Raw genomic sequence first — 19,688 nt, 5'->3', positions numbered from 1 at the left:
AAGGCGGCGGATTTTCGTCACACTGCTTCTTTCAAAGCCGGCATCGTCTGGGCGATGCCGTTCGTGCGCTGGACTATGCCTTCGCCGTCGCGCGCGGGCATGACCGCTGCCCGTGCGCCTTAGGCGCCCCCCGTCTAGTCTCTACACCTTCCTCGCGGGTGCCGCAAGGCTTGGCTCGGCGTTGCCTCGATGCGCACATCAGGGGTTTCACCGAATTTGAAGGGTTCTGCACCGACCGTTTCCGGCCGGGCACTCAATCGTTTAAGTCCGCTATGTTTACCAATTTCATCACCCCGGCAAGAGGGCGGACGGGATTCTACCACTGCTCGCCAGATCCTCCGCATTTGACCCTGTCGGCTCCGCCAATCGCCGCCCTGCCGCCCGGGCTTCCTGCCAGGCCGCAGCCGCGGTCGAATCGCAAACGCGTGAAGTCCCCCTGCACCCTCGTCGAATCGACATCGCCTTCCATCATCCACGCTTTCAATCGTAGAACGAAAATATTCCATTTCACTTGATGTCGATGTGCTCGTTCAGCTCGCCCAATCGCGTGGATTTCATCCGATTCTTGCAAATCGACTCGATCCGGCCCATCTCCTTAAGCCGTCCTTAAGCCAGGATGTGCCAGCACCGCCGCCCCTTCCGGACAATCGACGCGAGTGTGCAAAGGTTGTCACCGAAGCGACATATGGGCGGCATAGCCTGACCCGCGACTCAGTAACCGACGGTAACAAAAGCATTCCAGCGATCTCACACGAATCATTTAGTCAGGAAAACATAATGTTTAGAAAGCCCCTGTTAATCGCCGCATCCGCTTCAGTCTTCCTGGCCGCTTGTGGCGGCGACGACGCAACCTCCACGCCCGGCGTCGCGCCGACCAATACGGCCGCCGTGCCGAACACGGCGACTGCGTCCGGCTATGCGTTGTCGGTGTTCGCGAAAGCGCCGACGTCCACGGACAAACCCGATTCGATCGTCCAGTTCAACAACACGGTCTTCATCGGCTATCAGAAGGCCGGCGACGTGAAGGACGGCTCGGTGCCGGGCCTGACCAACGACGTCGTGCAATACGACCTGAGCGGCAACGTACTCAAAACGTATACGGTGCCGGGCCACGTCGACGGCCTGATGGCCCGCGCCGACACCAACACGCTGTGGGCGATGGCCAACGAGGACGGCAATCCCGAGCTGACGATCATCGACCTGAAAGCCGGTACGCAAAAGACCTACGCAGCGACGGTCAATCCGACCGCACACGGCGGCGGCTTCGACGACATGCAACTGCTCAACGGGAACGTCTACGTGAGCGCATCGAATCCGGCGACGCCCGGCACCGCCGCACCGACGCTCGGACAACTCACGCTGAACGCGAACGGCACGACGTTCGACGTTGCGCCGGTGCTCGCCGGCAACGCGCAGGCCACCGATCTGACACCGTCGGTCGGCGGGTCGCCGAATCCGACCTTCAGCCAGTTGGTGACGTTGAGCCTGACGGACCCCGATTCCGAGGCGATCGATTCCGCCGGCGATCTCGTGCTCGACAGTCAGGCCGACGGCAAGCTGGTGTTCATCCACAATCCGGGCGCGAGCCAGTCCGTCAGTGTGCTGACGCTCACGCTCTTCAGCGACAAGGACGGCCCGGTCTATCCGGTCGACGATACGCGCTGGGTGCCGGCGGCGGGACCGCAAGGCAAGACCTTCATGCTGTTCACCGACGCCAGCAACACGACCTACCGCGTCGACGCACCGTTCGCGCAAGGCGACGCCTACAGCGCCGGCCAGGGTCAGGTGATGAAGCTGGATACCAAGTCCGGCCACCTGACGCCGGTCGTGACGAGCGTCGGCAACGCGTCCGCGCTTCAGGACCCGCACGGCGTGCTGTTCGTCGCGCTGTAACGTCAGACCGCCTGCGGCGCCGCGAACCGTCATCGCCGCAGGCATGCGGCGCAACCCGGCGCGCGGGCGCCTCTCCTCCCCCCGTCGCCCGGCGCGGCCGCGCCTGATCGAGCCGCCGCGCGCCCGGCGACGGAAACCGGCACCGCCCCCGCCTTCACCGATACAATCGACCCCGGCCCCCGCCGCACGGATTCATCCTTCGTAATCGACGCCGATACGACACCGCCGCCGATTTCGTCCCGCGCCGCAACATCCCCGATACAATCGAGCCCGCGTCGTCCGGCGGACCTAACCGTCTGACGTTTGTGTCGTACTTTTTGCGAAACAAGCGTCACGCAAGTCATCGCGCAGTCACAAACGTTTTCGATAATTTCCTCGTCGAAAACGTTTACATGGCGTTGCCACATGTCCCAGACCATCAAGGATGTCGCTGCCCTCGCGGGCTTCTCGATCGCCACCGTCTCGCGCGCGATCAACGCGCCGCATACCGTCAGTCCCGCCACGCTCGAGGCGATCCGCACCGCGATCGACACGCTGCAGTTCCGCCCGAGTCCGCTCGGCCGGCAACTGCGCGGTGAGCGCACGCGGCTCGTCGGCGTCGTCCTGCCGACCCTGTCGAACCCCGTGTTCGCCGACTGCCTGCAAGGCATCGACGAACTCGCGACCGCGGCCGGCTTCAAGCTGATCCTGATGACGACCGAGTACGACGCGGCGCGCGAGCGTCACGCCATCGAAACGCTGCGCGAGCAGCGCGTCGAAGGGCTGATCCTCACGGTCGCCGACGCGGACACGCACCCGCTGCTCGACATGCTCGACCGCGACGGCCCGCATTACGTGCTGATGCACAACGACACGCAGCGCCGCCCGTCGGTGTCGGTCGACAACCGCCGCGCCGCCTATGACGGCGTGCGGCTGCTGACCGCGCGCGGTCACCGCCGCGTGCTGATGGTGGCCGGTTCGCTCGCCGCGTCGGATCGCGCGCGCCAGCGCCATCTCGGCTATGCGCAGGCACTCGAGGAAAGCGGCGTCGCGACGCTGCCGCCCGTCGAAGTCGACTTCAACGCGCCCGAGCTGCCCGACGCGGTGCTCGCACACCTGACCGCGAACGCGACGCGTCCGACCGCCCTCTTCTGCAGCAACGACCTGCTGGCGATGGTCGTGATGCGCGGCCTGCGCCGCGCCGGCTTCTCGATCCCGGACGACCTGTCGGTGCTCGGCTTCGACGGGATCGCGATCGGCGAATTGCTCGCGCCGCCGCTCGCGAGCGTCGCAACGCCGAACCGCGACATCGGCCGTCACGCTTGGCAGCGTCTGGTCGAATGCATCGGCGGCGCGACGATCGAACGCACGTCGCTGATCCTGCCGCATGCGGTGCGCGACGGCGCGACGGTCGCGGCGCCGGCCACCGACCTGCAATTGCGCAAGGCCTGAACGCGCGGGCCGCGCCACCCCGCACGCCGACAACCCCACCACACCTGCGCCCCACACTCGCCCGGAGACCCACCGTGTCCTTTCGCCTGACCTCGCTGCTGCGCGCGCTTGCAGCGCCCGTCGCCTGCGCCGTGCTCATCGCCGGCGCACCCGCCGCACACGCCGACGAATCGGCGATCTGCTACAACTGCCCGCCCGAATGGGCCGACTGGGCCGCGCAAATCGCCGCGATCAAGCAGAAGACCGGCATTCGCGTGCCGTTCGACAACAAGAATTCGGGCCAGGCGATCGCGCAGCTGATCGCCGAGCAGAAGAGCCCGGTCGCCGATGTCGTCTACCTCGGCGTGTCGTCGGCGTTCCAGGCGAAGGACAAGGGCGTGATCGCGCCGTACAAGCCCGCGCACTGGAACGACATCCCCGCGAACCTGAAGGACCCGCAAGGCTACTGGTTCGCGATCCACTCGGGCACGCTCGGCTTCTTCGTGAACAAGGACGCGCTCGACGGCAAGCCGGTGCCGCGCTCGTGGGCCGATCTGCTGAAGCCTGAATACAAGGGCATGGTCGGCTATCTCGATCCGTCGAGCGCATTCGTCGGCTATGCGGGCGCGGTGGCCGTCAACCAGGCGCTCGGCGGCAGCCTCGACAACTTCAAGCCGGCGCTCGACTGGTTCCGTAAGTTGAAGGCGAACGCGCCGATCGTGCCGAAGCAGACCGCGTATGCACGCGTGCTGTCCGGCGAGATTCCGATCCTGCTCGACTACGACTTCGACGCGTATCGCGCGAAATACAAGGACAACGCGAACGTCGAGTTCGTGATTCCGAAGGAAGGCACGATCGCGGTGCCGTACGTGATGAGCCTCGTGAAGGGCGCGCCGCACGACGCGAACGGCAAAAAGGTGCTCGACTTCGTGCTGTCCGACGAAGGCCAGAAGCTGTGGGCCAACGCATACCTGCGCCCGGTGCGCGCGCAGGCGCTCGGCGCGGACATCGCCGCAAAGTTCCTGCCGGCGAGCGAATATGCGCGTGCCAAGCCGGTCGACTTCGGCAAGATGGCGGCCGGCCAGCAGGCGTTCGGCCAGCAGTATCTGCAGGTGATGCAGTAAGCGGCAGGACGCAACCGATGCTCGACCTGACTTTCCCGCTGCGCTGGCGCGTCGCGCTCGTCGCGCCGGCGCTCGCGGTGTTCGCTGCGTTCTGGCTGCTGCCGATGGCGGCGCTCGTGCAGGTGTCCGCCGACGGCGCGTTCTTCTCGCGGTACGCATCGCTGCTCGGCAATGCGCGCTACATGAAGAGCCTCGGCGAGACCGTCGCGCTGTCCGCGGGCGTCACGCTCGCGACGCTCGCGCTGTCGACGATCTCCGGCCTGCTGCTCGCGCGCCGCGAATTCGCGGGCAAGCGCGTGCTGCTCGCGCTGCTCACGTTCCCGCTCGCGTTCCCGGGCGTGGTCGTCGGCTTCATGGTGATCATGCTCGCCGGTCGCCAGGGGCTGATCGGCATGCTGTCCGCGAAGCTCACGGGCGACAGGTGGGTGTTCGCGTATTCGGTCGCGGGCCTGTTCGTCGGCTACCTGTACTTCTCGATTCCGCGCGTGATAGTGACCGTGATCGCGGCCGCGTCGAAGCTCGACGCGTCGCTCGAGGAAGCCGCACGCTCGCTCGGCGCATCGCCGTGGCGCATCTTTCTCGACATCGTGCTGCCCGCGCTCGCGCCGGGCCTGATCGCGGCCGGCGCGATCTGCTTCGCGACCGCGATGGGCGCATTCGGCACCGCGTTCACGCTAGCCACCGACCTGAACGTGCTGCCGATGACGATCTATACCGAGTTCACGCTGAACGCGAACATCGCGACCGCGGCCGGCCTGTCGATCGTGCTCGGCATCGTCACCTGGGCCGTGCTCGCGCTCGCGCGCCGGTTCACGGGCCACACCGCCGCCGCCGCGGCCTGAGGATTCCTTCATGCAATCGCTTTCCGGCTCTTCCGCGCCGTCGCCCGCGCCCGCGCCCGTGCAGGCGAACGGCGTCGCCCGGCGCGCGCCGCGCGTCACGGGCGCGCGCGCGATCGCCGCGCTGCAATGGGGCGTCACGCTGCTGCTGTGCGCGTTCCTGATCGTGCCCGTCGTGATGTCGGTGCTCGCGGGCCTGACCGTCAACTATTTCCGCGGCCTGTCGAGCGGCCTCACGCTGCGCTGGCTCGAACAAGTATGGCAGCAGTATCACGGCTCGGTCGCGCTGTCGCTCTATGTCGCGTTCGCAACGCTCGCGATCGTGCTCGTCGTCGGCGTGCCGGCCGGCTATGCGCTCGCGCGCAGCAAGAGCCGCGTCGCACGCGCGATCGAGGAAGCGCTCGTGCTGCCGGTCGCGCTGCCGGGCCTCGCGTCGGCGCTCGCGCTGCTGGTCGTCTACGGCGGCTTCACCGCGTTCCGGATGAGCCTGTGGTTCATCGTCGTCGGCCACGTGGTGTTCACGCTGCCGTTCATGGTGCGCGCGGTCGCGGCCGTCGCGGCCGGCGCCGATCTGCGCACGCTCGAGGAAGGCGCGGCGAGCCTCGGCGCGTCGTTCGTCACGCGCTTCGTCACGATCGTGCTGCCGAACCTGCGCCCCGGCATCGTCGCGGGCGCGCTCGCGGTGCTCACGCTGTCGATCGGCGAATTCAACCTCACGTGGATGCTGCATACGCCCGACACCAAGACGCTGCCCGTCGGGCTCGCCGATACGTATGCGTCGCTGCGCCTCGAAGTCGGCAGCGCGTACACGATCCTGTTCCTGCTGATGACGCTGCCGCTCCTCGTCGCGATGCAGTGGCTCGGCGTCGATCCGTCCGGCACGCGCGCGCTCAAGCGTCGCCCGCGCTGACCCTTTCGCTCACATGAAACTCGATTCCACTCCCATCACCCTGACCGGCTGCGCGAAGACGTTCCGCGGCACGCGCGTGCTCGAACCGCTCGACCTGTCGATCGGCGCGGGCGAAACGCTCGTGCTGCTCGGGCCGTCGGGCTGCGGCAAGACGACGACGCTGCGTCTGATCGCGGGCCTCGACACGCCGGACGCCGGCGGCACGATCGCGTTCGGCAACGACGACGTGACCCGGCTGCCGATCGAGCGCCGGCAGGTCGGCATGGTGTTCCAGAACTATGCGCTGTTCCCGAACCTGACGGTGCGCGGCAACGTCGGCTACGGGCTGAAGATCCGCAAGACCGAGCCGCGCGCGCTGCGCGAACGCGTCGACGAGCTGCTCGCGATGATGCGGCTCGACGCGCATGCGGACAAACCGGTCGATCAACTGTCGGGCGGCCAGCGCCAGCGCGTCGCGCTCGCCCGCGCGCTCGCGGTGCGCCCGCGCGTGCTGCTGCTCGACGAGCCGCTGACCGCGCTCGACGCGAAGCTGCGCGACGTGCTGCGCCGCGAGATGAATGCGCTGCTGCGCGAGCTCGGCGTGACGACGGTCTACGTGACGCACGACCAGGCCGAAGCGATGGAGCTCGGCGACCGGATCGTCGTGATGGGTGCCGGCCGCATCGAACAGATCGGCACGCCGCGCGACATTTATTACCACCCGGCCAACCGCACGGTCGCGCAGTTCATCGGCACGCTGAACCGGCTTGCGGGACAATGGCGGGATGGCACGCTCGTGACGACGGGCGGCGCGATCGTCACGCCGCATGCTGCCGACGAGTGGTTCTTCCGTCCCGAGGATGCGCAACTCGCCGATCCCGCGCATGCGCCGCTGCGCGGCACGGTCGGCGCATGCGCGTTCCTCGGCGAGCGCACGCGGCTCACGATCGAGCACGCGGCGCCCGACGCGCTCGTGATCGACGTGCCGGGCCGCATCGCGCTCGCGCGCGGCACGGCGGTCGGCATGACGATCGCACCGGAAGGCCTGATCGCGCTCGGCGCTTGATGCATCACGCACAATAACCAGACGATTCCGAGGAACGACAATGCTGCTTGCTCAAATCAGCGATCTCCACATCAAGCGTCCGGGGCAGCTCGCGTACCGGCGCGTCGACACGGCGGCCGCGCTCGCGCGCTGCATCGCGAAGCTGAACGCGCTCGTGCCGCGCCCCGATGCCGTGCTCGTCACCGGCGACCTGACCGACTTCGGTCACGATGACGAATACGGCCATCTGCGCGACCTGCTCGCGCCGCTCGAGATTCCGTACTACCTGATGGTCGGCAATCACGACGACCGCGCCGGGCTGCGCCGCGCGTTCGCCGATCGCGCCGAACTGCAGGACGGCGAATTCGTGCAGTACGCGCTCGACCTCGGCCCGGTGCGCGTGCTCGCGCTCGATTCGCAGGTGCCCGGCGCGAGCCACGGCGACCTGTGCGACGCACGGCTCGCCTGGCTCGCCGCGCAGCTCGACGCCGCGCGCGACCGGCCGGTAATCGTCGCGCTGCATCACCCGCCGTTCGCGTCGGGGATCGGCCACATGGACGCACTGCGCCTCGCGCCCGCCGCCGCCGCGAAACTCGACGCGCTGCTGCGCGGTTATCCGAACGTCGAGCGCGTGCTGTGCGGCCACGTGCACCGCACGATGTTCACGCGTTTCGGCGGCACGCTGGCATCGGCCGTGCCGGCGCCCGCGCACCAGGTCGCCTTCGACCTGCAGGTCGATGCGCCGTCCGCGTTCCGGCTCGAACCGCCGGCGTTCGCGGTGCATCGTTATGCGCCGGATACCGGGATGACGTCGCATCACGTGTACGTGGACGAAGGCCCCGGGCCATATCCGTTCTATGAACCGACGGGCGAGCTGGTCGACTGACAGCGTGAAGATCGCACTGTGACGGGCGGCGGCGGCCCGCCCGGCAGGATTCGCGTTGCTCCGGTATGATCGGCAGCCTCGATCGGCGCCCGGCCCGCCTGCACACCCGACGCATGCGTCGCGCGCCGCGCCGCCCAACTCCGTCCGCGCAGCCATGTCCACCGCCTCCACCGACCGTCCGACCGACGCCGCCTCGCCCCACTACTCGCGCAGCCTGCTGTTGCTGCTCGCGACGATCGCGGGCGTGTCGGTCGCGAACATCTACTACAACCAGCCGCTGCTCGACAGCTTCCGCTCGGCCTTTCCCGACGGCGCGTCGTGGATCGGCGCGGTGCCGACCGCGACGCAGCTCGGCTATGCGGCCGGCATGTTCCTGCTCGCGCCGCTCGGCGACCGCTTCGACCGCCGCGGGCTGATCCTGATGCAGATCGCCGGCCTGTCGGTCGCGCTGATCGTGGCGGCCACCGCGCCGTCGCTGGTCGTGCTCGCCGTCGCGAGCCTCGCGATCGGCGTGCTCGCGACCATCGCGCAACAGGCCGTGCCGTTCGCCGCCGAGATCGCGCCGCCGGCCGAACGCGGGCATGCGGTCGGCACCGTGATGAGCGGCCTGCTGCTCGGCATCCTGCTCGCCCGCACGGCCGCCGGCTTCGTCGCCGAGTATTTCGGCTGGCGCGCGGTGTTCGGCGCGTCGGTCGCGGCGCTCGTCGCGCTTGCTGCCGTGATCGTCTTGCGGCTGCCGCGCAGCTCGCCGACGTCGACGCTGCCGTACGGCAAGCTGCTCGGCTCGATGTGGCATCTGGCGGTCGAACTGCGCGGGCTGCGCGAAGCGTCGCTGACGGGCGCCGCGCTGTTCGCGGCGTTCAGCGCGTTCTGGCCCGTGCTCACGCTGCTGCTCGCCGGCGCGCCGTTCCATCTCGGCCCGCAGGCGGCCGGCCTGTTCGGCATCGTCGGTGCGGCAGGTGCGCTCGCGGCGCCCTACGCGGGCCGCTTCGCGGACAAGCGCGGCCCGCGCGCGATCATCTCGCTCGCGATCGCGCTGCTCGCGCTGTCGTTCGTGATCTTTGCGCTGTCGGGCTCGAGCCTCGTCGGCCTCGTGATCGGCGTGATCGTGCTGGACGTCGGCGTGCAGGCCGCGCAGATCTCGAACCAGTCGCGCATCTATGCGCTGAAGCCCGAGGCGCGCAGCCGCGTAAACACGGTGTACATGGTGTGCTATTTCATCGGCGGCGCGCTCGGCTCGTCGGCCGGCGTCGCCGCATGGCGCGCGTTCGGCTGGACCGGCATGTGCGCGGCCGGACTGCTGTTCACCGCGCTCGCGGGCTGGCTCCACCACCGCGGCGGCCGGCGCGGCTGAGCGCGACCGGCCACGGCGGGCTCACGCGTCGGCGCGGGGCGCGGCCGGTTCGTCGGCAGGCGGCGGCGCGAACGCCTGCGCCGGGTCCATCACGGCAGCGGGATCCACGACGGCAGCCGGCGTCGGCACGGCAAGCGGGACGGCGGAAGGCGTCAGGATGGGCGCCGCATCCGGCAGCGCGATCTGCTCGGGTGCGGATGAAGCGTCCGCCACCGACGCGGCCGCCACGGCCGCCGAACCGACAGCCGCCGCGCGCGCCGCGGGCCGGCGCGCCGGATCGAACAGGAACGACAGACCGACGCTGCCGAGGATCGCGACGGTCGCGACCACGGTCGCCATCGTCACCGGTTCGCCAAGCAGCAGCGCACCGAGCGCGACCGCGACAATCGGGTTCACGTACATGCAGCTGCTCGCGATGATCGGGCTCGTGTGGCGGATCAGGTAGCCGTACGCGACGTACGCAGCCATCGTGCAGAACACCATCAGGTACACGAACGCGAACACGGGCCCGACGGCCAGGTGCTCGATGCGTTCGCCGAGCAGCCAGGCAGCGAGCGTCGACATCAGCCCGCCGAGGCCGATCTGCAGCGACGTGGACAAAAACAGGTCGGACGGCAGCTTGAGCCGCGTCGCGAGATGCGCGCCGCCCGCCCAGAACAGCGCACCGGCCAGCACGCAGATCGTGCCGAGCGCCGAGTTCGCGGCTGCCGCGCCGCCCGAATTCAGCACGACGATGCCGACCATCCCGAGCGCGACGGCTGCCCACTCGCCCTTCGTCACCGGCCGCCCGGCGACCGCCGCGATCACGGTCGCGAACAGCGGCACCGTGGCAACCATCACCGCGGCCGAGCCGCTGCTGACCGTGCGCATCCCGAGCGCGATCGTGCCGGACGACAGCGCGACGAGCATCGTGCCGACGATCGCCGAGTTGCGGATTTCCAGCAGCGTCGGCCATTCGGGCTTGCGCCGCAGCGCGAAGATGAACAGGCCGATCCCGCCGAGCAGGTTGCGCAACCCGGACAGCAGCAGAGGCGGGAACGACTGCAGCGCGAAATGCAGGCCGCTGTAGGTCGAACCCCAGACGAAATAGATGAATACGAGCGCCAGCGCGACACGGCCGCCGCGGCTTTGCGGCAGGCGGATCCGAAACGAAAAGCGGGCGAAGAAATCGAGGAGACGGTCGAGCGGTGTCATCGTGCAACCCGCCCGCACGTCACGCCGCGTGCTCCGCTGAAAGACGCCGGCAATGCCGGCAAACAGCCCTGGCGGGACCGGGAAGGCAGAGCGAACGTGCGGAACGACATGACAGTGCGAACGGCGACGAAAGAGAACCGGCAAGCGGCGGCAGAGGGACAAAAAAAACGCGCGCAACCACTTCGGCTGCACACGCTCGGCATTATGGCATCAAGGATTCGAAAGCATCGCCAGACCTGTCTGAAAGGATAAGGACTGACGTTTCGGCGCGACATTTTCGGGCGGCGACCGGGTGAGATGGGAGCCTGGAAATGGGGCGCGACATCGCCGCCCGTGCCGTATTCGGCTGGTCGCGAGCGAGCCATCGGCCAAACGGCCAGTCATGCGCGGCCGCCGCTGTTTCGCGCTTATCGTGACGGGGCGACGCGCCCGCTGCGCGCCGCACGCTCCGTTCAAACCACGCCTGCACACCCATATAAAATTTTGTATAATCTTGCCATTCTCCCGCCGAAGCCGGTCGTTTTCATCGGCAGCGCGCTCGACGCGCTTCGCGATTTCCCGCCTGCCGTGCGACGCGAAGCCGGCCACCAGATCGACCAGGTGCAACGCGGCCTGGCGCCCGACGACTGGAAGCCGATGCGCACCGTCGGTATCGGCGTGCGGGAAATTCGCCTGCGCGATGCGAGCGGCGCATTCCGGATCGTCTACGTCGCGACCTTCGCCGACGCCGCCTACGTGCTTCACTGCTTCCGGAAGCAATCGACGCGCACGAACAAGACCGATATCGAACTGGCCGCCCGGCGTTATCGCGCCCTGATGATGGAGTTGAAACGATGACCAATAAACGTTACACGAGCATCTGGGACGCAATCGAAGATCAGCCGGCCGAGGCCGAGAACATGAAGCTGCGGTCCGAACTGATGATCGCGCTCAAGCAGCGTCTCGCGCAGCTTGAACTCAGCCAGGCGCAGGCCGCGAAACTGCTGGGTGTCACGCAGCCTCGCGTGTCCGACCTGATGCGCGGCAAGATCAACCTGTTCGCACTCGACGCGCTCGTCAACATGGCAGCGGCAGCCGGCCTGCACGTCGAGCTTCAGGTGCGGGAATCCGCATGACGCATGACGCATCGCGCCGCGCGAGCACGCCCGCCGGTCACGAGCCGCCGAACCAGTTGTACCCCTGATCGACCCAGTAGCCGCCCGGGTACGTATCGGTCACGAAGATTTCCATGATGTGCTTCGGGTTCTTGTAGCCGAGCTTGGTCGGCATCCGCAGTTTCATCGGGAAGCCGAATTCCGGCGGCAGCCGGCGGCCGTCGTAATCGAACGCGAGCAGCGTCTGCGGATGCAGCGCGGTCGGCATGTCGATGCTTTCGTAATAGTCGTCCGCGCACTTGAAGCCGACGTATTTCGCCCGCGTATCGGCGCCCGCGCGCGCCAGGAACGCGCCGAACGGCGTGCCGCCCCAGCGGCCGATCGCGCTCCACCCTTCCACGCAGATATGCCGCGTAATCTGCTCCGCGTGCGGCAGCGCATACAGCTCGTCGAGCGTCCACACGCGCTTGCCCGTCACGCGGCCGGACAGCACGAGCCGGTACGTCGACGCATCGACGTGCGGCACGTCGTCGATCCCGTAGAACGCGTTGAACGGGAACGGCCGCGTGATGTCGGCTTCGGTGTAGGTCGGCGCCAGCCGTTCGCCGCTGAACAGCCAGGCCTGCACGCGATCGTTCATGCGCGACACTTTCTCGAGGAACGTGTCGACCGACGCGTCGTCCTTCAGCGTGCAGCCGGTCAGCATCGTCAGGCCGCCCAGCGTCAGGATGCGCCGGTTGAAGAGCCGCCGCGACGGCATCTCGAGTTCGCGGCGCACGTCGAGTTCGAGCGACTTCCGGTCGAGCGTCCAGCGCGGCTGGCCACGCGTGGTTTCGGATTCCGACATGATGATTTCCTTAGCCCGCGGCTTGCGGGTCAGCGGCCGCGCAGCATCGCGAGCAGCGAGCGCGGCACCAGCAGCGCCATCGCGACGTGTACGACAAAGAATGCGACGAGCAGCCACATCGCCCAGAAATGCACGACGCGCGCGTTGTCGTAGCCACCCAACAGTTCGCGCAGCAGCGGGAATTGCACGGACTTCCAGATCGTGAGCCCCGACAGCACCAGCACGACGAGATCGACGATCGCGACCAGGTACGCGGCACGCTGCACCGCGTTGTAGACGCTCAGGTCGGCGTGCGACAGCCGCCCGCCCAGCGTGGCGCGCACGTCGCGCCACACGGACGCCGGCGTGACCGGCAGCATCTTGCGTGCGAAGCGCCCCGTCGCGATCGACATCGTCAGGTAGAACAGCCCGTTGCCGACGAGCAGCCACATCGCCGCGAAATGCCATTGCAACGCGCCGCCGAGCCAGCCGCCGATCGTGATGCCGTGCGGAAACACGAACGGCGGATAGATCGGCGACGCATCGTAGATGCGCCAGCCGGACAGCGCCATCAGGACCGCCGCGAGCGCATTGAGCCAGTGGCTCGCGCGCACCCACAGCGGATGGATCGGACGCGCGGGCGGCGTGGCAGCCGCGCGACCGGTGGCGGGAACGGTTTGCATGATGAAAACTCCCGGAATGAGGCGACGGAGCACGATGCAGGCGAGCGACCGGCCGCGCGACGCACGCGTCGGCCGCGCCCCGCCCGCCCCGTCAGTTCGACGGGGCCATCTTGTCGTCCGACGGCTTGCCCATCGAGTCGTGCGACATCCCGTCCTTCTTCATCGCATCTTTCTTCATCGCGTGCTTCTTCATGCCGTCCTTCTTCATCGCGCCTTCCTTGGCCATCGCGTCGTGGCCCATCGCGTCCTTCGACATCGACGAACCTTCCTTCGACATCGCGTCGTTCTGCGCATATGCGCCCGTTGCAACCATGGCGAAACCGGCGACACAGGCTGCGATCAGTACTTTTTTCATGACATCTCTCCAATCAATACATGGGTGTGAGGAGCCGAATAGACGGAGCACGTCGCGGGAAATGACAGCCGCGGCAAAATTAATTTTAGGTCGCGCGAAGACGCGCATTGCTGCACCGCGCCGCCGCTGCCGGCCGGGCCGCCGGGCCGTGCGTCGGCGGCGCGCGCGGCCCTGCCGGCGGGCCGCCACGCCGCGCGCCATGCTGCGGTCGCACCGGGCGGCCCCTCTGTCCCCGGTTGAAACCGCCGCGAAGCCGGTGTATCGTGTGCCCTTGCTAACGCGGGGGTCCTGCAATGCGTTCGGTCAATCAACCGGCATTGCGGGTGAGAAATACCCTTTGAACCTGATCTGGATAATGCCAGCGCAGGGAAGCGTACGGATTTCGCCGCCATCCCTCTGACGAAACCCGCCGCCTCACGAATCTCGTCTCCTGCTTAGCTAGCACCCCACTTTGCTTTGCATGGGACCCGAGTAAGCACTCAAGCGCCAACTCGGGCCGACACAGGAGATTGCATGAACGCCAACCCGAAGTTTCTGTCCGCCGACGCTCACGTCGACGCCGCCGCTGTCGCGCCGCTGCCCAATTCGCGAAAGGTTTATGTAACCGGCTCGCAGCCCGACATCCGCGTGCCGATGCGCGAAATCACGCAGGCCGACACGCCGACCGGCTTCGGCGGCGAAAAGAATCCGCCGATCTACGTGTACGACACGTCGGGCCCCTACACCGATCCGGAAGCGAAGATCGACATCCGCGCGGGCCTGCCCGCGCTGCGCCAGCGCTGGATCGAAGCACGTGGCGACACCGAGGGGCTGCCGGGCCTGTCGAGCCAGTACGGCCTCGAACGCGCGGCCGATCCCGCCACGGCCGAGCTGCGCTTCCCGGGCCTGCACCGCAACCCGCGCCGCGCGCAGGCCGGCAAGAACGTCACGCAGATGCACTACGCGCGCCAGGGCATCATCACGCCGGAAATGGAATACATCGCGATCCGCGAGAACCAGCGCCGCGCCGAGTACCTCGAGAGCCTGAAGTCGAGCGGCCCGAACGGCGCGAAGCTTGCCGCGATGATGGGCCGCCAGCACCCGGGCCAGGCATTCGGCGCAGCGGCGTTCGGCGCGAGCGCACCGACGGAAATCACGCCGGAATTCGTGCGCGACGAAATCGCGCGCGGCCGCGCGATCATCCCCGCGAACATCAACCACCCGGAATCCGAGCCGATGATCATCGGCCGCAACTTCCTCGTGAAGATCAACGCGAACATCGGCAACTCGGCCGTCACGTCGTCGATCGGCGAGGAAGTCGACAAGATGACGTGGGCGATCCGCTGGGGCGGCGACACGGTGATGGACCTGTCGACCGGCAAGCACATCCATGAAACGCGCGAGTGGATCATCCGCAACAGCCCGGTGCCGATCGGCACGGTGCCGATCTACCAGGCGCTGGAAAAGGTCAACGGCAAGGCCGAGGACCTGACCTGGGAAATCTTCCGCGACACGCTGATCGAGCAGGCCGAGCAAGGCGTCGACTACTTCACGATCCACGCGGGCGTGCGCCTGCAGTACGTGCCGCTCACCGCGAACCGGATGACCGGCATCGTGTCGCGCGGCGGCTCGATCATGGCGAAGTGGTGCCTCGCGCATCACAAGGAAAGCTTCCTGTACGAGCACTTCGAAGACATCTGCGAGATCATGAAGGCGTACGACGTGAGCTTCTCGCTCGGCGACGGCCTGCGTCCCGGCTCGATCTACGACGCGAACGACGAAGCGCAGCTCGGCGAGCTGAAGACGCTCGGCGAGCTCACGCAGATCGCGTGGAAGCACGACGTGCAGGTGATGATCGAAGGCCCCGGCCACGTGCCGATGCAGTTGATCAAGGAGAACATGGATCTCCAGCTCGACTGGTGCAAGGAAGCGCCGTTCTACACGCTCGGGCCGCTGACGACCGACATCGCGCCGGGCTACGACCACATCACGTCGGGCATCGGCGCCGCGATGATCGGCTGGTTCGGCACCGCGATGCTGTGCTACGTGACGCCGAAGGAACACCTCGGCCTGCCGAACAAGGACGACGTGAAGGAAGGCATCATCACGTACAAGCTCGCCGCGCACGCCGCCGATCTCGCCAAGGGTCATCCGGGCGCGCAGGTGCGCGACAACGCGTTGTCGAAGGCGCGCTTCGAGTTCCGCTGGGAAGACCAGTTCAACATCGGTCTCGATCCGGACAAGGCGCGCGAATTCCACGACGAGACGCTGCCGAAGGATTCGGCGAAGGTCGCGCACTTCTGCTCGATGTGCGGCCCGCACTTCTGCTCGATGAAGATCACGCAGGACGTGCGCGAATTCGCGGCGCAGCAGGGCGTGTCGGAAACCGAAGCGCTGAAAAAGGGGATGGAAGTCAAGGCGGTCGAGTTCGTCAAGACCGGCGCCGAGATCTATCACCGTCAATAAGCGCACGCGGCGATCCGCACCGGAAACGCAACCGGAAACGCATCGCGATGCACGAAGCCCGCTTTCGAGCGGGCTTTTTTGCGCAGGTCGCGTGCCTGCCGGCACACGGGAAACAATTGATTACGAAACCGCGCGCGCCTTAACAAGTCCTTACAGCAGCGTCGCGGGGCGGCGCGTAGATTGGGGGCATGCGTGGCCGCCAGCCGGTCGCGCGTCCTCCGTTCACTACCACAAGGACTACGATCATGAATTCGATTCGGCGTATTGGGGTATGTGCTCTCCTCGTCGCGACGGTTACCAGCCTGTCGGCCTGCGATTCGATGACGAGGCGCCAGCGCGACACGGCCATCGGCGCGGGTGTCGGCGGCGTCGCCGGCGCGGCGATCGGCGGCAGTGCGCTGTCGACGCTGGGCGGCGCGGCGGCCGGCGGCATCATCGGCAACCAGGTCGGCAAGTAAGCCGGCCAGGCACGCCGCGACAGTCGGCCAGACGGCGTTTCCGCGGTGCGGAAGCGCCGTTTTCGCATGCGGCGCCGCGATGCGCGCGGCATCGGCCCGGAAATGATCCGTTACCGTTTTGCACACAGTGTCATCGGCGCGCGACCTAAGCTTAAGCATCTGCCGATTGCCGGCTCCGCCGGAGACACATCATGAACAGGACCCTCGTCGCCGCAGCGCTCGCCTGCACGACGCTCGCCGGCTGCTACTACCCGTACGGCTACTATCCTGGCGGCTATTACACGGCGGCACCGGTGCAGCCTGCACCCGTGTACGCCGATCCGGGCCCCGTCTACTACTATCCGGCGCCTGCCTATGCGCCAGCGTGGGGCGGCTATTGGGGACCGGCGCTATCGCTCAATTTCGGCTTCGGCGGACGCGGCGGCCGGCGCCATCACTGATCGGGCAACGCCGACAGCCAGCCGTCCGGCGCCTGCAACCGGCGAAACTCCCGTTTCTTGTCGTTTCATCGAATCGTGAAACGACGGCGCGGTAACGCGGTGTAAGATGCACCGCATCCCGTCCCCCGCCCTCACGATCGATGTCGCCCAAGAACGCCATTCTGCTGACCGTGCTCGCCGCCCTGTGGGGCGCGTCGTTCCTGTTTATCCGGATCGGCGTCGTCGATTTCGGCGTCGCGCCGCTGATGGCGCTGCGCGTGGGCATCGGCGCGCTGTTTCTCACGGGCTTCGCGCTGACGCGCTTCAAACCCGCCGATCTCGGCGCCCGGCTGCGCCGTCATGCGTGGCCGTTGTTCGTCGTCGGCGCGCTGAACTCGGGCGTGCCGTTCTGCCTGTTCGCGTTCGCCGAACTGACGCTGTCGGCCGGCGTGACGTCGGTAATCAACGCGACGACGCCGCTCTGGGGCGCGCTCGTGGCCTATCTGTGGCTGAAGGACAAGCTGTCGCTGCCGCGCGCGCTCGGCCTCGTGATCGGTTTTGCCGGCGTGCTCACGCTGGTATGGAACCAGATCGCGAATGCGCACGGCGACACGGGCGCCAGCGCGACCGCGCTCGCCGCCGCCGCGGCGCTCGGCGCGACGCTGCTGTACGGCATCGCGGCCAATTACACGAAGCGCAAGCTCAGCGGCGTCGATCCGCTCGTCAACGCGGCCGGCAGCATGATCGGCTCGACCGTCCTGCTGCTGCCGTTCGCGATCGCCACCTGGCCGGCCGCACCGGTCAGCGCGCACGCGTGGGGCTCGGTGCTCGCCCTCGGCATCGCATGCACGGGCATCGCGTATTTCATCTTCTTCTACCTGATCGCGCATATCGGCCCTGCCCGTGCGATTACCGTGACGTTCGTGATCCCCGTGTTCGGCCTGCTGTGGGGCGCGCTGTTCCTCGGCGAACACGTGTCGGCCGTGATGATCGAAGGCTGCGCGATCGTGCTCGTCGGCACCGCGCTCGCGACCGGCGTGATCAAGCGGATTCCCGGTCTCCGGACGCGCAGCGGCGAAGCGACCTGAGGCGCCGGACGCACGCGCCGCCGGCCGTCGTGCGGTGATCGCCGACGGCCGGGCACCGCGTGTTCACCGGCGCGCCGGCATTCGTCTGACGGCGATGCTCGCACGCGGCTGTGCCGGCCGCCGGGATTTCCGCACCACCGCCGCACGCGATGCGGCCGCGACGCACGGCCGTGGCCGCATCGCGTACCCGGTGCGTCTGGAGTTTCCCTGATACGCGTGCCGCCGTATTCCCGTTACACTCCGAACACTTACCCGCAGAAGGCGGTCACGATGCCTCACGTTCTTTCGCGTCCGCCTGCGCGTGCGGCTGCTTCAGTGTGGCGGCACGCTACCGCCCCGCCGTTCGCCTCCGGGCACCGCTGACATGAAGCCCGCCCGCGACCTGTCGCTCGACTCCCTGCTCGAACGCCTTACGCCGACGCCCAGCGGCTGGTTCGCCACCTATCGCACCACGACGCTGCGCAGCGTGTTCCAGCCCGTGCTGTCGATCACACACAAGCGCGTCGTCGGTTATGAGGCGCTGCTGCGCGTCGTCGACGCGAACGGCACGCTGGTCTCGCCCACTGCCCTCTTCGACAAGACGCGCGGCGACGCCGACGCGCTGCTGCTCGACCGGCTCGCGCGCTGCCTGCACACGGCCAACTTCGTCACCCAAGGTATCGGCGACGGCTGGCTGTTCCTGAACGTGACGCCACGTGTGCTCGATTCGGGCCTCGTGCAGCGCGAGTTCGTCGAGGCGCTGTGCCGGCATTTCGCGCTGCCGCCGAACCGCATCGTGCTGGAAGTCGTCGAACAGCCGTCGCGCGACGAAGCCGCGCTCGCCCGCACGATCGACATGATCCAGCATCGCGACTTCCTGATCGCGATCGACGATTTCGGCACGGGATTCTCGAACTTCGACCGCGTGTGGCGCGCACGGCCCGACATCGTCAAGCTCGATCGCTCGCTCGTCGAGCGCTCGACCGGGTCGACCGACGATCGCCGCATCATGCATCACCTCGTGTCGATGCTGCACCAGGCCGGCGCGATGGTGCTTGCCGAGGGCGTCGAAAGCGACGACGCGCTGCAGGTGCTGATGGAAGCCGACATCGATTTCGTACAGGGCTTCCAGTTCGGCCAGCCCGATACGTCGATCGCGCACGCGAGCGCGGCAGCGCCCGCGATGCTCGACGCCGCGTGGCAGCGCTTCATCGCCCGCCGGCACACGCCCGTCGCCGCCGAGCAGCCGGGCTTCGACGCGATCGAGCGGCTCGTGCTCACCGGCGCGGCCGCATTTTCCGCGAGCGGCAACCTGCAGGACGCCGCGCAACGCGTGTTCGCGGTGCCGGCCGCGCGCCGCGTGTTCGTCACCGACGAGATCGGCGAGCAGTTTCTGCCGTCGATCGGCGCACGCCCCGACGACGGCCAGGCGGGCGCCACCCGCCTCGCGCCGCTCTTCCCGGAAACCCACAGCAACTGGTCGCGGCGCCCGTACTTCCAGCGCGCGATCGCCGCGCCCGGACGCGTCGCGCTGATGGGCCCGCACTTCTCGCTGACGGAAGGCCGCGACTGCTATACGGCCGCCGTCGCGATCCGCGCGCAGAGCCGGCTCGTGGTGTTCTGCGTCGACTTCGTGCTCGACAGCGCGGGGACCGTGATGCGCTAACCGGCGCGGCGGCGGACGTTCGCCTGCCATGCCCGCCGGAT

19 protein-coding genes and 1 riboswitch are annotated in these 19,688 nt (G+C 67.8%); of the genes, 15 read left to right on the top strand and 4 right to left on the bottom strand.

The annotated features are described in order from the left end of the window. The first annotated feature begins 777 nt into the window (after positions 1-777). The 8 genes from CUJ89_RS06365 to CUJ89_RS06330 all read left to right on the top strand — a co-directional run bounded on the left by CUJ89_RS06365 (position 778) and on the right by CUJ89_RS06330 (position 9,440). The gene (locus CUJ89_RS06365) at positions 778-1,893 is read left to right on the top strand and encodes a hypothetical protein (protein WP_114176609.1); all 1,116 of its coding nucleotides are present in this window, start codon (positions 778-780) and stop codon (positions 1,891-1,893) included. Positions 1,894-2,298: 405 nt separating this feature from the next. After that, positions 2,299-3,324, top strand: coding sequence for a substrate-binding domain-containing protein (locus tag CUJ89_RS06360; protein ID WP_114176608.1), 1,026 nt, complete (start codon positions 2,299-2,301; stop codon positions 3,322-3,324). A gap of 74 nt (positions 3,325-3,398) precedes the next feature. Next, positions 3,399-4,427 carry an ABC transporter substrate-binding protein gene (locus CUJ89_RS06355; RefSeq protein WP_114176607.1) on the top strand — a complete coding sequence of 343 codons (1,029 nt, stop codon included), beginning with the start codon at positions 3,399-3,401 and terminating at the stop codon, positions 4,425-4,427. A gap of 17 nt (positions 4,428-4,444) precedes the next feature. Beyond that, positions 4,445-5,269 carry an ABC transporter permease gene (locus CUJ89_RS06350; RefSeq protein ID WP_114176606.1) on the top strand — a complete coding sequence of 275 codons (825 nt, stop codon included), beginning with the start codon at positions 4,445-4,447 and terminating at the stop codon, positions 5,267-5,269. Positions 5,270-5,279: 10 nt separating this feature from the next. Beyond that, positions 5,280-6,176 carry an ABC transporter permease gene (locus tag CUJ89_RS06345; protein WP_114176605.1) on the top strand — a complete coding sequence of 299 codons (897 nt, stop codon included), beginning with the start codon at positions 5,280-5,282 and terminating at the stop codon, positions 6,174-6,176. 13 nt (positions 6,177-6,189) lie between these two features. After that, positions 6,190-7,221, top strand: coding sequence for an ABC transporter ATP-binding protein (locus CUJ89_RS06340; protein WP_114176604.1), 1,032 nt, complete (start codon positions 6,190-6,192; stop codon positions 7,219-7,221). Between the two features lie 40 nt (positions 7,222-7,261). After that, positions 7,262-8,086 carry a phosphodiesterase gene (locus CUJ89_RS06335; protein ID WP_114176603.1) on the top strand — a complete coding sequence of 275 codons (825 nt, stop codon included), beginning with the start codon at positions 7,262-7,264 and terminating at the stop codon, positions 8,084-8,086. 154 nt (positions 8,087-8,240) lie between these two features. Further along, positions 8,241-9,440, top strand: a complete 1,200-nt coding sequence (locus CUJ89_RS06330; protein ID WP_114176602.1) for an MFS transporter — start codon at positions 8,241-8,243, stop codon at positions 9,438-9,440. Positions 9,441-9,461: 21 nt separating this feature from the next. On the opposite strand, the gene CUJ89_RS06325 is transcribed toward CUJ89_RS06330, so the two are convergent. After that, on the bottom strand, positions 9,462-10,634 hold the full coding sequence (locus CUJ89_RS06325; RefSeq protein ID WP_114178505.1) for an EamA family transporter: 1,173 nt from the start codon (positions 10,632-10,634) through the stop codon (positions 9,462-9,464). 483 nt (positions 10,635-11,117) lie between these two features. On the opposite strand from CUJ89_RS06325, the gene CUJ89_RS06315 reads away from it, so the two are divergent. Together CUJ89_RS06315 and CUJ89_RS06310 are read left to right on the top strand one after the other, a co-directional pair. Continuing rightward, the gene (locus CUJ89_RS06315; protein ID WP_114176601.1) at positions 11,118-11,471 is read left to right on the top strand and encodes a type II toxin-antitoxin system RelE/ParE family toxin; all 354 of its coding nucleotides are present in this window, start codon (positions 11,118-11,120) and stop codon (positions 11,469-11,471) included. Then, on the top strand, positions 11,468-11,749 hold the full coding sequence (locus CUJ89_RS06310; protein ID WP_114176600.1) for a helix-turn-helix domain-containing protein: 282 nt from the start codon (positions 11,468-11,470) through the stop codon (positions 11,747-11,749). Before CUJ89_RS06315 ends, CUJ89_RS06310 begins: the two co-directional genes overlap by 4 nt. A gap of 37 nt (positions 11,750-11,786) precedes the next feature. Here the strand turns inward: CUJ89_RS06310 and CUJ89_RS06305 are convergent, their stop codons facing one another. The 3 genes from CUJ89_RS06305 to CUJ89_RS06295 form a co-directional block, all read right to left on the bottom strand. Then, the gene (locus tag CUJ89_RS06305; RefSeq protein ID WP_114176599.1) at positions 11,787-12,575 is read right to left on the bottom strand and encodes a molybdopterin-dependent oxidoreductase; all 789 of its coding nucleotides are present in this window, start codon (positions 12,573-12,575) and stop codon (positions 11,787-11,789) included. A gap of 29 nt (positions 12,576-12,604) precedes the next feature. Next, a complete protein-coding gene (locus CUJ89_RS06300) occupies positions 12,605-13,237 on the bottom strand; it encodes a cytochrome b/b6 domain-containing protein (protein WP_114176598.1) in 633 nt (210 codons plus the stop codon). Positions 13,238-13,328: 91 nt separating this feature from the next. Further along, positions 13,329-13,592 (bottom strand): pentapeptide MXKDX repeat protein, encoded by a 264-nt coding sequence (locus CUJ89_RS06295; RefSeq protein ID WP_114176597.1) that lies wholly within the window; start codon positions 13,590-13,592, stop codon positions 13,329-13,331. Between the two features lie 271 nt (positions 13,593-13,863). Further along, positions 13,864-13,980, top strand: a riboswitch (TPP riboswitch). A gap of 125 nt (positions 13,981-14,105) precedes the next feature. Here CUJ89_RS06295 and thiC point away from each other — a divergent pair. The 5 genes from thiC to CUJ89_RS06265 all read left to right on the top strand — a co-directional run bounded on the left by thiC (position 14,106) and on the right by CUJ89_RS06265 (position 19,647). Then, on the top strand, positions 14,106-16,037 hold the full coding sequence (gene thiC / locus CUJ89_RS06290; RefSeq protein ID WP_114176596.1) for a phosphomethylpyrimidine synthase ThiC: 1,932 nt from the start codon (positions 14,106-14,108) through the stop codon (positions 16,035-16,037). A 245-nt stretch (positions 16,038-16,282) separates the two neighbouring features. Next, positions 16,283-16,495, top strand: coding sequence for a glycine zipper 2TM domain-containing protein (locus CUJ89_RS06285; RefSeq protein WP_114176595.1), 213 nt, complete (start codon positions 16,283-16,285; stop codon positions 16,493-16,495). Between the two features lie 191 nt (positions 16,496-16,686). Beyond that, on the top strand, positions 16,687-16,935 hold the full coding sequence (locus CUJ89_RS06280; RefSeq protein WP_114176594.1) for a hypothetical protein: 249 nt from the start codon (positions 16,687-16,689) through the stop codon (positions 16,933-16,935). A 140-nt stretch (positions 16,936-17,075) separates the two neighbouring features. Next, positions 17,076-18,002, top strand: a complete 927-nt coding sequence (locus CUJ89_RS06275; RefSeq protein WP_114176593.1) for a DMT family transporter — start codon at positions 17,076-17,078, stop codon at positions 18,000-18,002. Between the two features lie 364 nt (positions 18,003-18,366). Further along, positions 18,367-19,647, top strand: coding sequence for an EAL domain-containing protein (locus CUJ89_RS06265; RefSeq protein WP_114176592.1), 1,281 nt, complete (start codon positions 18,367-18,369; stop codon positions 19,645-19,647). Positions 19,648-19,688: the final 41 nt, after the last annotated feature.

It is taken from the genome of Burkholderia pyrrocinia (assembly GCF_003330765.1).
GTDB lineage: Bacteria > Pseudomonadota > Gammaproteobacteria > Burkholderiales > Burkholderiaceae > Burkholderia > Burkholderia pyrrocinia_B.
The sequence above is the reverse complement of the archived record's forward strand: the minus strand, read 5'-3'. Positions and strand labels throughout refer to the sequence as shown.